Origin of the sequence: Asanoa siamensis, from assembly GCF_016862555.1 — a bacterium.
Taxonomy (GTDB): Bacteria; Actinomycetota; Actinomycetes; order Mycobacteriales; family Micromonosporaceae; genus Asanoa; species Asanoa siamensis.
Genome location: NZ_BONE01000138.1, coordinates 1 through 12,098, shown reverse-complemented (window position 1 = coordinate 12,098; position 12,098 = coordinate 1). Strand labels below are relative to the sequence as shown.

Below are 12,098 nucleotides of genomic sequence, written 5' to 3'. Positions count from 1 at the left end.
GACAACGGCAAGAAGGTCGTCCCTTCGTACCTGCTGCCCGTCGAGACGGTCTACAAGGATGACATCCAGAAGTCCCTGATCGACTCGGGCTACTGGACGGCTGACGAGGTCAAGGCCGGCCAGGCCAAGAACTGAGCTGGCTTCGAGGGCGCGGCGCAGTCAGGCGGAAGGGGTCCCTTCCAATCGGTTTCCGATTGGAAGGGACCCCTTCCTGACACTTACGACGCTGAGCGCCACCGTCGTTCGTCAGACCCGCGCCCACCGTTGGTTGGCGGCGGTGTGGCAGGTCCACACGATGACCGCGGTGCCGTTGGTGGTCGCTGCCCCGTTGACGTCGAGGCACAGGCTGGGGAACCGCACGCTGCTGATGGTGCCGTTACTGTTGAAGGTCCACTGCTGGTTGTTGCCACCGTTGCAGTCCCACAGGTGGGTGGCGGTGCCCGCGGTGGCGGTGGCCGACACCTCCAGGCACTTGCCGAGCACGCGCAGCGTCTGGCCGCTCTGCGTGAAAGCCTGGTTGGCGTTGGAATGGCAGTCCCAGATCACCATCGCGGTGCCGTTGGCCGTCGCCGCCCCGTTGACGTCCAGGCAGCGCCCGGACGCCTCGCCCCGCAGCCGGAACGTGGTAGGCGTAGGTCCGGTGGAGCCGCCGCTGAGCCGATATACGACGGTGCCGTGCGCCGGGACGCTGGCCGAGATGGACGATGTCGTGGTCGTGGTGGCGTTCGTCCATGCGTCGCGCAGGCTGAACGACGAGCCGGTCTTGCCGACGGCCGCCGCCGTCGTAGAAACGGTGGTCGTCGAGGATCCCTGGTTGAACAGCGCGACCGCCACGTCACCGTTGGCCAGCCGCTTGGCCAGGACTCGCCGGGTGCCGTCGTTCGACACCTGGGTGGCCTGCAGCCCGAGCGAATCCTGATTGATCGCGACCAGGTTCTGGTTACGCAGGATGGCCAGGGTGGCCGCGTTCGCGTTGCGGACGTCGTTGCCGGCTATCAGCGGCGACGCCATGACGGACCAGAGCGCGAAGTGGCTGCGCATCTCGGTGTCGGTCATCCCGCCGTTGCCGACCTCGAGCATGTCCGGATCGTTGAACGAGCCCGGCGCCGCGTAGGAGGCGAGCGGGACGTTCACGTTGACGATGTTCTGGATGCCCATCGGATAACCGTTGGTCTGACCGGTGTTCCAGGCGTTGGTGATGTCCTCGGTCGTTCGCCAGATGTTGGCGACATCGCCCCAGTTGCGCAGCGGGCCGGTCTTCGCGTGGATGCTGTTGGAGTTGATGCTGTAGAGGATCGGGCGTCCGGTCGCGGCCAACGCGTCACGCATTCGCGCGAACGCGGTCACCTGGTCGTTGATGGTCCCGTTGGGCGAGCACCAGTCGTACTTCAGATAGTCGACACCCCAGGCGGCGAACTGACGGGCGTCCTGGGCCTCGTGGCCAAGACTGCCGGTCGAGCCGGGGAACGCGTCGAAGTACTGCGCGCACGTCTGGTCCATTGGTGACTGGTAGATCCCGAACAGCAGCCCGCGCGCGTGCAGGTAGTCGCCGAGGGCCCGCATCCCGCTGGGGAAGCGCGTCGGGTGTGCCTGCAGATTCCCCTGCGCGTCCCGGTCGGGGTTGAACCAACAGTCATCGACCACGACGTAGCGGTATCCCAGGTCGCGCATGCCGTTGGCGACGAGGGCGTCCGCCGTTTGGCGGATCAAGGCTTCGCTGATGTTGCAGCCGAAGGTGTTCCACGTGTTCCAGCCCATTGGCGGAGTGCGACCCACCCCGTTGTTGAGTGCCCATGCGGGCGAGGCCGGTCCGCTGATCACCGCCCCGGCGCCTGCCACCACCAGCGCCAGCGCGATCAACAATCTGATTGTCGTGCGCATCCATCCTCCGTCCGATGTGCGGGACGTAGCCGTGACGCGATGGGAATCGTTGCGCGACGATTACGCCCGTGTTTCAAGACATGTTAGCGATAACATCCACCGATGTACATGCAGGATGTTTCGCTCAGGACGGACTTGGCGGCTCCGCTCGCTCGAGCTGACCGTCGCAGAGCCGGTGCACCACGTCGCAGCGCGCCGCGATGATCGGATCATGGGTGGCGATGACGACCGTGGTGTGGCACTCGTCCCGCAAGCGCAGCAACAGGTCCATGATGGACGCGCTCGTGCGCGAATCCAGATTACCGGTTGGTTCGTCGGCGAGCAGAAGTCGCGGCCGGTTGATCAGTGCGCGGGCGATGGCCACCCGTTGCTGCTGCCCACCAGAGAGACGGGAGGGCAGGGCGTCGGCGCGGTCGGCCAAGCCCACGAGTTCGAGTAGCTCCCTGGCGCGCGCGCGGGGGTCGTAACCGGTGCGGAAGGGGAGGACAGGTGCTGCCACGTTGTCGACCGCGGTCAATGCCGACAACAGATGGAAACGCTGAAACACAAAACCCACGGAACGGCGGTAGGCGGCCAGGCCGCGGCGGGACAGGTTGCCGACATCATGACCGGCGACCTCGATCGTCCCTCCGTCGAGGCGCTCCAGTGCACCGAACAGGTGCAGCAGCGTCGACTTCCCTGCGCCACTCGACCCGGTGAGCGCGACCGTCGCGCTCTCTTCGATGTCCAGGCTGACCCCGTCGACGGCCGAGAAGCGGCCGCCGTCCGGCAGCCGGAAGACCTTCCGGGCCGCCACAGCGCGGACAATCCTCTCGGTCACGCGTGCTACTCCTGGGCCAGAAGCTGGGCGGTGGGCAGCCGACGGAGGAGGACCACCGGTACGACGACTCCGAGGATCGACACCCCGACACTGACCGTGAACGCGGCACCGGCGATCAAACCGATCATGCCCGTCGCACCTCCGGCGAAGAGAGCGGCTGCACCAAGCCCGGCGCCGGCGCCGACCGCACCTCCGACCGCTCCCATCACGACCGCCTCCACGAACACCAGGCGCGCCAGTGCGGCGTCCGGCCATCCCACAGCGGCGAGCAGCGCGAACTCGGCGGCACGCTCGGAAACGTTGAGGTAGAGCACGTCGGCCACGGAGACGACTCCGAGGGCGATCGTGACGGCCACCGCAAGGTAGTCGACTGTCCGGGCCTGCAGGACCACGGCCTCGCCGAGCAGCGTGCCGGCGACGGCGCCACGGAAGGCGAACGTGATCGACAGCAGCACCGTGAGCGCGGTGATCCCGATGGCCAGGCTCAGAGCTCCGAGTACCGTGCGGCCGGGGGCGCGAGCGACGTTCGCCAGCGCCAGCCCCACCACCCGGCGTGGCCGGTGCAGGCGGGCGGCGCGTGCAGCCACCGCTGGACGCAGCAGGGCACCCGGATCGGACCGAGACGCCCGCCAGGCCGGCGCGGCTCCAGCGAGCAGAGCGAGCACGACCGCGATGGGAATGGCGAGCAACGCTCGCGGCCAGCTGACCGCGAGGTCGAACGCCAGCGCGATAGGCACGGTCACCAACGTCCCGGTCACGCCGGCGGCCAGGCCGATCCCCGCCAGTTCGGTACACAGCAGCCGCAACAGCTTGCGCCTCGTCCACCCCAGACAGGCCAGCACAGCGAGCTCGGTGCGTCTGGCCCGGGTCGCGGCGGCCGTGGCGTTGAGGATCGCGACCGCGCAGACCGCCAGCACAAGGACGGAGAGCAGCACGCTCTTGCGGTCGGCGGCCTGCACGAGGACAGCGGCGACACCCTTCCTGACCCACGGCTGCCCAAGCGCCAGCGCCGGTCGGCCGAATTCGCCGGCCGGATTGTGGACTGTCACGGGGGTGGGGGAGGATCCGAGCGTGATGTCGACCCGCAGACCGGTCACGTCAGCGATGCGTTCCGCCACGAGGCGCACCCGCTCGCGGGAAAGCGCGTCCATGCCAACCTCGCCGGGGAGGCGCACCCGCACCATGCTGATCGGTGCCTCCTCGTCGAGTTGGAGTTCGGGATAGGCGGGCGCGGTGTTGTACTGACCCGCTCCGAAGATCTGCGGCAGTGCTGCCATCGTGGTCAGCACCAACGGCGGCTGACCAAGCAGACCGGTGACGTTGGCATTCGGCTCCAGGAGTCGCCCGCCCAGCGCCTGCCGTGATGGTTCGTCGGCTCCGCGCGCACCCGGGTTGAAGTAGGTGTCCATCGGCACGGCCGAAAGTGGGCTGCCCAGTGTCACACGGGTCGGGTCGAAGGTGCCGACCGCGTCCAGCGTCACGTCCGGCATCGCGATGTCCCCGATGGCGTGTGGACCGCCGAGGTTGCGGTGCACGGCGAGGCCACCGCGCACACCGGTGTCGGCGAGCTCCATCGGCACGGAATGGGCGACGTCACCGGAATCGCCGCCAAGGCCCCAGCTCTTCCGGTCGGTCGGCGTCCGCTCGGCGCGCAGGCCGGAACCGTCCGGGGTCAGCTCGGCCGGCCCAACGGTCCAGAACTGCTCAAGCCACATGGAATTCGGGTACGCCCCGTCCGAGCGGCGGTCGGGCGAGGGGTCGAGCATCTCCCGCACCATCTCGCGGTAGGGCGCTTCAACCGCGATGGACCGGGTCGCTACGGGTGTTCCCGTCCGGGTCGCCAGCGCGGCGCGCAGGCCGCGACTGTCGGTCGGGTTTCTGCGGATCAGGTCGACGGCGCCGCCATCCAGGCGAAGAACATCGATGTCCAGCCGTGCGTCGACCTGCGGTCGATCGGCGATGAGGATCGGCAATGCCGCATAGGGGTAGGGCATGCCCGCCAATCGACGTTCGGCCGGCGCCTCCGCGGGATTGAAGTAACGACCGGTGGAGATGGCGCCGTCCAGTCCCGCGAGTGCGGCCTCCTGCACCGGGTCGACGGCCGCCATCAGAAACGGAACGGTCCACGCGAAAGTGAGGGTAGGGGTGGTCGGATCGCCCATGGCGGTGAGCGATCCCGGACCTCCGGTGCACGTCAATGATGACCGGGCGCTGGCGTCGGTCGGGTCGACGAGGTCACTCTCACCGATGAACGGGACGAGTGGGCAGACCGGACGTCGTGTGCCGTCCGGGTAATTCTCGGTCGGCCCCACGGCGCGTTCGCCACGGCGGAGCTCGGTGAATGGTTTTGCCCGCAGCACGTTCGACGTGGCGTATACGAAAGCGGGGCCGTCCGGTATGTGGCTCAGTCCGGCGTCGGTAACCCAGGTGGGCTGGACCCGCAGGACCTGTTGCCGTGCGTCGGGATCGAGCTGGTCGCCGACGTCGATCCGGATCGGGACAGTCCGCATGATGTAGCCGATGACCGCGACTGGTGCCGCGACCGCCACGTCGTCCAGGCTTTGGATCGCCTGCCAGTCCTCGACGCTGATCCCGCCCCGCATGCCGGCTAGCTGGCCCGACTGGACGAGGTCGCGTTCCCGCTCCAGCGGCAGCACCTCGGCGTCCGGACGGACCAGGATGTCGTACGCGGGACGGAAGTTGGCCCGCACCGTGCCGACCGTGTCCAGTCGCGCAGTGACCGCAGCGGAGGTGAGCAGCGTGAATCCGGTAACGGCGATGGCGATTATCGACAGCAAAGCGGTCGAGCGCCGCGCACGCACCCGCCATTGCGCTAATGCGATTCTCAGCATGGCGTCCCGCCATGAGTGCCCATCGCGCTCGGCTCCAGTCGTCCAACGGGATGAGTCGGCCTCCACGAGGGTACGACGAGGCGACTCCAGAAGCTTGAGGTGTGAACGCTAACACGATATCGTGCGAGAGACCGCCTCAACATCAATCCACTCTCGACATAACGATCCACTTCTCCGTTCTGGAATTGGTTCCTTCATGCGACCACACCGCCTCGGGTGCTGCCTTGCCAGCCTCGCGTTGGCAAGCGCGGCCGTCGGGTGCGGCACCGATGGTGATGGCACAACGCCCGGCGGGCCACCGGTGACAACCCCTTCGGACACCTCGGTCGGCACGGGTTTCCTCGATGTGGGAGACCTCCGTGACCCGCCCATGCCCGGCCATTTCACCGGTACACCCGTCGAGCTGGAGGCGCGACTCGCTCTGCGTGCCAACGGGTGCGTCACGGTTGTCATCGGTGGCGTCGAGCGCGTGCCGCTCTGGCCCGACGGCACCGACGTGGTCGAGGAGACCACCGACCCCCGCCGTTATGTCGTCAGCCTCCCCGGTGGCCTCCGACTCACCGTCGACACCGGCAGAGCGGACACGTTCGTGGCGCGGGGCGTCGTCGATGGCAGCTCGCGGCCCTTCGAGGTCGAACCCGGCCTGCCGACGGCGATCTCGTCCTTTCTCGCCTTCTGCAAAATCGTTGCCCAGCCGGTCGCGTTTCCTGACGCTGCCTCATTCACTGTCCCGAAGCCTTAGCTCCGCGCGGCGTGGAAGGCGGCGGCTGAGCGGTACTTCTGACCTCGTGCGTCCTCGGTTAAGACGAACGGCCGGGCGGGATCCTTGGCGTCCCGCCCGGCCGGAATCTGGTGCCGGGGTGGCTTGAGCTAGCCCATCCGTACCAGTTGCCATTGCTGGTTGTTGCCACCGGAGTCGGAATACTGGGTGACGTTGGCCCCGTCGGTGGTGGCCGCCCCCTGCACCTCGACGGCCTTGCCGCTGTTGCGGTTGATCAGCCGGAGATAGCCCCCGGCCGAGGTGGCGATCCGGAACTGTTGGTTCGTGCCGTTGTGGTCGGCCCATTGGACGATTCCAGCGCCGTTAGCGGTGGAGAAGTTGTAGACGTCCAGGACCTTGCCGGAGTGGCGGGATTTGATCCGGTAATAGCCGCCACCCGAGTCGACGAACTGCCATTGCTGCCAGTTGCCGTCGTTGCGCGTCCATTGCGTGACGCGGGCGCCGTCGTTGGTGGCGAGGTTGTAGAGGTCGAGTGCCTTGCCGCTGTTGCGGTTGGTCAGCACGTACCAGGCGTTGACATCGACCGGCCCCGGCTGCGGGTTGGAACTGCCACCGTTGAGCGCCTCCAGCGCGGCCGTGTAGGCGGGCTTCTTGTTGCCGTTGCCGTCGAACAGCAGGGGGTTCTGTCCGGTGCGCCAGGAGTCCGTGTCGCGGATGCCCCACACGGTGATCCCCGTGCAGCGCGCGACGGCGAGGCAGGCACGCACGACCGTCGAGTACACGGCGGCCTGGTTGGCCCCCGCGATGTCGAGCTCGGTGATCTGCACGTCGACGCCGAGGCTCGCGAAGCGCTGCAGGTTGGCTTGGTAGTCACCCGGCACGGAGTTCGTCAGATGGGACTGGAAGCCGACGCAGTCGATCGGCACGCCGCGGGCCTTGAAGTCGACGACCATGTTGTAGATGCCGGTGGACTTCGCGTTGATTCCATCGGTGTTGTAGTCGTTGTAGCAGAGGCGGGCACCGGGGTCGGCGGCGCGAGCGGCGCGGAATGCCGCTTCGATCCAGTCGTTGCCCGTGCGCTGGAGGCTGGAGTCGCGGCGGCTGCCGCGCCCGTCGTCCGCGAACGCCTCGTTGACCACGTCCCACGAGTGGATTCGGCCGCGGTAGTAGGACGCGACCTGGGTGACGTGGTTCATCGCGGCCGACCGCAGCGCGCTGCCGGACATGCTCTGGGCCCAACCCGGTTGCTGAGAATGCCACAACAGGGTGTGACCACGAACGTTCATGCCGTTGGCGCGGGCGTGGTTCACGATGCGGTCGGCGTTCGTGTAGGTGAACCGCCCCTGAGACGGTTCGGTCGCGTCCCATTTCATCTCGTTCTCGGCCGTGACCGAGTTGAACTCGCGGTTCAGGATGCCGACGTAGGTGCCGTCGCCGAGCTTGTTGGCGCCCACGGCCGTGCCGAAGTACCGGCCGTGCTCCGCGGCTGACGCGCCCAGCGTCGAGGCGGCGTGCGCGGTTCCGGCCATGGTCACGGCGGCGCTGAGGCTGAGAACGGTCACTGCCAGCGGCACAAGGGTGCGAGACCAGCCGTGCCCTCGACGCGGGGTGGTGCGAGGTGGCGCTCGCCACATGGTTCGACTCCTTTCGGAGAGCCGCGCAACCGCTCGCTGAGCGGCCCGCGTCCGGTGCGCGCCCGCCTCCGTGAGATCACGATTGTTATCGCTAACAGGAGACCACGAGGCCCGGCGCGGTCGCTTGTCATCGGAGTCGGAACGCGGATCGATCGGGAAGTTGCCCTCGTCGCGTGCCCATATGGACTGTGACCGATGTTTCAGGAAGGGTCAAGAGTGTTGCGAAACGGTTTCGGACCGAATCGATTGCGGCGACCGGCGTGTTATCGCTAACGGAGGGAGTCGGCGCGTGGTTGCGAGCCGGCCGCCCCGCGGGCGGCCGGCTCGCCTGACTTTTCTCGGCGGCGTTACTGGACCGAGACGTCGTCCACGTAGAACCCGTCGGTGCCGGACGTGGTCTCGACGTAGAGCGTCGCGCTGGTCAAAGTCCCGCTCCACGACACCGGCACGGTGCCGGTCAACTGTGTCCACGCGGTGGAGCTGACCGGCGCTGCGGGCGTCAACGACACGTAGTTCGTTGTTCCGTTGGCGGTGACCGCCAACGTGACCTTGGCGGTCGGCGTGCCGCTCTGCGTCCGGACCCAGGCGCTGGTGGTGTAGGATCTGCCGTTGGTCAGCTTGGCCGTGAGGTCCTGGCTCGGTCCGTTCCACGAGCCGGTGCGACCGGTGATCGCGAGTGACCGCGAACCGCCGTGCACCACGCTGGTGTTCGACGCGAGCGTGCCGGCGCCGAACACGCCCCAGCCCGTCGTGCCGCTCTCCAGGTCGCCGTTGGTCACCAGGTTCGTGGCGCCGCCCGCGGCGGTGAACCGCCACCAGTTCAGGTTGAACAGGTTCCCGCTGCCGCCGGTGAACCGCAGGTACAGATCCTGCGTTCCGGTGGCGCCGCTGACCGCGCAGGTGGCGTTCGTCCAGGTCTGCCAGCCACCCGTGCCGCCGACCGTGCAGCGGCCGACCTGCGTGCCGGTCGGGCTGCCCAGCCGGATCTCGATCGCGCCCCCGCTGGCCCCTGACGCCACGCGGGCGGTGAACGACGTTGCACCGGCGCCGAACGCGACCCCCTTGATCTTGACGTAGTCACCGTTCCCGACGAAGCTCAGGTTTCGACCACCTTCGGTCGACGGTTCGGTCTCGACGCCTGAGGACCACGCGGCCGTCTCGGCCTCCTGGGTGACGTACGGGTTCAACGTGCCCACCTGAGGCGCGCCCGCGGTCGTCATGTTGATCGTCGGGATCGTGCCGTTGGCGTTGTACGTGAACCGTTCTACGGCGACGGAGCGGGTGAAGCCACCGCCGCCCGGCAACGCGCCGTTGTGGTAGAAGAAGTAGGAGTTCCCGTTGAAGTCGACGATCGCCGGGTGGTTGGTGAAGCTGCTGCCCTGCCGAGGCATGACCGTGCCGCGATAGGTCCACGGTCCCGTCGGTCCCGTCGCGGTCGAGTAGGCGATGAACTCGGAGCAGCACTCAGCGGCGAACACGTTGTAGTAAAGCCCGTTTCGCTTGTAGACCCAGGGCGCCTCTTCGTAGAGGGTCGGCCGGCTCGGGTTCCCGGTGCGGGTGCCGAAGCCGGCCGTGGTCAGTGGGATCTGCGTCGAGCTGCCGGAGTAGGAGATCATGTCGGCGTTCAGCCGGACGTACCACAGATTCGGGTTCCCCCAGTAGAGGTACGCCTGGCCGTTGTCGTCGATGAACGCGTGCGGGTCGATCTCGCCGTTGGCGACCAGCGGACGGCCGAGCGCGTCCCGGAACGGGCCTGTGGGGCTGCTCGAGACCGCGACGCCGATGGCCATACCCCCACCGCGCTGGCGTACGGGGACGTACCAGTAGAACTGGCCATTGCGGTAGACGGTCTGGCCCGCCCAGGCGTTGGCGTCGGCCCAGCTGAACGTGGCTAGGTTCATCGGGGTGCCGTGGTCGGTCCAGTTGACCATGTCGGCGGAGGACCACACCCGCCACTCGCGCATGGTGAAGTTGGTGGAGCCGTCCTCGTCGTGACCTGTGTAGAGATAGACGCGGCCGTTGTGGACCAGGGCCGCCGGGTCGGCGGTGTAGATGGTCTGGATGATCGGGTTGTCGGCCTTCGCGGGAACGGCGAGAGCGGTGCAGATCAGCAGCGGCGACAGCAACATGGCGAGCCAGCGGCGCGCGCGGATCGAAGGGCGGGGGACGTGCACGTTCACCTCCTGGATGAGTCGTGCGTGGAACACGGGGGTGGGGACGGTGGGGTCGCATAGATGGAAATCTCCATCCTGTTAGCGCTAACACACGTTGTCAAGGCATAGTTCATCAACTGTCGGAGTTGGAGGGGAGGTCGGCCGCCCCGACGATGCTCGGGACGGCCGCGGTGCGGTGGGAGCGGGTTCGCGTCAACTGGCCCAGGCGGAGCTCGCGACCCAACTGACGTCATCGGCCAGCGAGCTTCCGTCGTTGGTGTTCAGGTAAAGCTGGTAGTTCTGATGCCGCAGGAAGCTGCCCGGCGTGTTGCGCGACTCGAGTGACACGCAGGAGCTGTTCGACAAGCCGGCGCGTACGGTCCAGGACGCATTGCCCTTCTCGGTCGACGAGCTGGCAGCGTTGACGACCGAGGTGGTCACGCTGCTGCCCGAATGGCTGAGGTATCTCGTCGTGCAGCACGCGGTCGTCGCCCGCAGCGACACCGCCGAACCGGGCGTCAGTAGCCCGCCACCTGGCGTGGATGTGCCGTAGCCGGCCGCGAGGATGTTGGACTGCACCGCGTTCTCCGTGGCGTCGGACGGATAGCCAGAGGTCATCACTCCCTCGTAGAAGGTGCCCGCGGACCCATGACAGTTGTCCCCGCCGATGCCGAGGATGATCGCCCCTTCTTTCTTCATCGGGTTGTATCCCGGAGCGTTCGGCCGCGGTCCGTTGTAGAAGGTGGACAACCCACCGGACTGTGCGTTGCCCGCGCGAATGGCCCAGTGGTTGGGCTCGCCCTTCACGATGGCGGTCAGGAACCGGTGGTTGACCGTCGGATCATTGGCGTTGTAGCCAGGGTTGACCCCCGAGAACAGCCCGTTTTCGAGGTCCGCCATCACCCACGGACCGTTTCGGTGCCGTACCCCCACACCTTGATGTTGCCGAAGTAGATCGCTTCCATGGTGCCGTTGCCGTTGCCGTTGTCGCGGCTGTTGGTTTCGGCGTTGCCGTAGTCGAAGCAGCACCCGCCGTTGTAGTGGGTACCGTCGAAGATGGCGTACATACCCTCCGGCTGGTCGCCCCGGGCGACGCCGTTGGTGCTGTTGTTGCGGTAGCCGGTGCCCGGTGCCACGAAGACGCCGTAGGCCTTGTGGCCACCGACCGTGATCGGCGCGGCCGTCGCGTTGGCGAGGTTGTCGTACCCGCCCGGAGCCGGCCCGGCGAACCCGCGGGGGGCGCCTGGGTCAGGTGGTTGCCGCGACCGGACTGGTCGTAGATGACGGTGATGAGGCAGGTCGTGCCGGCGCAGAACGAATCCTGCGTCGCCGCGTTGGCATAGCCCCCCGCGCTGAGTACGCCGACGTCCCGGGTGGTGTTGTCGGACGCGCGCCGCACCTGGTATAGCGGGCCGTTGTAGGTGCCGTACAGCGCCAGCGTCGTGCTGTGCGCGGCGACGCAGGGCGTGCCGCCGCCGGCGTAGATGTCACACGATTGAGAGGTCGCCGCCAACGAGGTGCCGGCTCCAGCCAGGACACCGAGGAGGAGGATGGTCGCCGCGGCGGCCACCAGGACAGGCGTGCGCAGACCTCGATGGTGCAGGAGGCGGTCCAGCGCTCAGAACTCCGCCAGCCTCGCACCGGTCTCGCTCGTGGCGGGCTCACCGCGGATGAGGCGATCGCCGTCAAGCGACTCGTCATTCTCGAACCTGTCGTGCCCGTGGTGCACTATCAGCAGTCGGTCCGCAGATGAGGAGCGAACTATCGCGGATTTGCGGCGGTCTGCCGGCCTGGCCGCGTCGAGATGACCGCCGCGCCGGGCTTGAGCGGAACCGCGCGGTCGAGCTCAACCGGCTTGAGGCAGGGAGTACTGGCTCGAGGTCCGCGATCGGCGCGCCGCTGCGGGTGATCCGATGCCCGACGTGGACGGTCCCGAGCTCGGCGCCGAGAATACTGGACTCGCCGTCGAGTTTGGCAGCAAACTTGCGACGATCCGCGGTGTCGAGGACACCGTCCACCGGCTGCCCCTGTTGCCTT

The 12,098-nt window shown here is 67.6% G+C and carries 7 protein-coding genes and 1 pseudogene; 1 reads left to right on the top strand and 7 read right to left on the bottom strand.

The window, feature by feature from the left end; translation table 11 throughout:
- Positions 1–246 precede the first annotated feature (246 nt).
- The 3 genes from Asi02nite_RS39705 to Asi02nite_RS42155 form a co-directional block, all read right to left on the bottom strand.
- Positions 247–1,881: a glycoside hydrolase family 27 protein gene (locus Asi02nite_RS39705; RefSeq protein ID WP_203719214.1), complete on the bottom strand. Its 1,635-nt coding sequence runs from the start codon at positions 1,879–1,881 to the stop codon at positions 247–249.
- A 124-nt stretch (positions 1,882–2,005) separates the two neighbouring features.
- Entirely contained in the window at positions 2,006–2,701 is a 696-nt protein-coding gene (locus Asi02nite_RS39700; RefSeq protein WP_373312438.1) for an ABC transporter ATP-binding protein, read from the bottom strand.
- Positions 2,702–2,706: 5 nt separating this feature from the next.
- Entirely contained in the window at positions 2,707–5,553 is a 2,847-nt protein-coding gene (locus Asi02nite_RS42155) for an FtsX-like permease family protein (RefSeq protein ID WP_239127669.1), read from the bottom strand.
- A gap of 301 nt (positions 5,554–5,854) precedes the next feature.
- Here Asi02nite_RS42155 and Asi02nite_RS39695 point away from each other — a divergent pair, with 301 nt between their 5' ends.
- A complete protein-coding gene (locus Asi02nite_RS39695) occupies positions 5,855–6,295 on the top strand; it encodes a hypothetical protein (RefSeq protein WP_203719212.1) in 441 nt (146 codons plus the stop codon).
- A 128-nt stretch (positions 6,296–6,423) separates the two neighbouring features.
- On the opposite strand, the gene Asi02nite_RS39690 is transcribed toward Asi02nite_RS39695, so the two are convergent.
- The 4 genes and pseudogenes from Asi02nite_RS39690 to Asi02nite_RS39680 all read right to left on the bottom strand — a co-directional run.
- Positions 6,424–7,803: a glycoside hydrolase family 10 protein gene (locus Asi02nite_RS39690; protein WP_239127671.1), complete on the bottom strand. Its 1,380-nt coding sequence runs from the start codon at positions 7,801–7,803 to the stop codon at positions 6,424–6,426.
- A gap of 452 nt (positions 7,804–8,255) precedes the next feature.
- Positions 8,256–10,037 (bottom strand): family 43 glycosylhydrolase, encoded by a 1,782-nt coding sequence (locus tag Asi02nite_RS39685; RefSeq protein WP_203719215.1) that lies wholly within the window; start codon positions 10,035–10,037, stop codon positions 8,256–8,258.
- A 237-nt stretch (positions 10,038–10,274) separates the two neighbouring features.
- Positions 10,275–10,679 (bottom strand): AbfB domain-containing protein, encoded by a 405-nt coding sequence (locus tag Asi02nite_RS42620; protein WP_308440201.1) that lies wholly within the window; start codon positions 10,677–10,679, stop codon positions 10,275–10,277.
- A pseudogene (locus tag Asi02nite_RS39680) lies at positions 10,671–11,631 on the bottom strand (arabinofuranosidase catalytic domain-containing protein); the annotation flags it as partial. The pseudogene Asi02nite_RS39680 and the gene Asi02nite_RS42620, both read right to left, overlap by 9 nt.
- Positions 11,632–12,098: the final 467 nt, after the last annotated feature.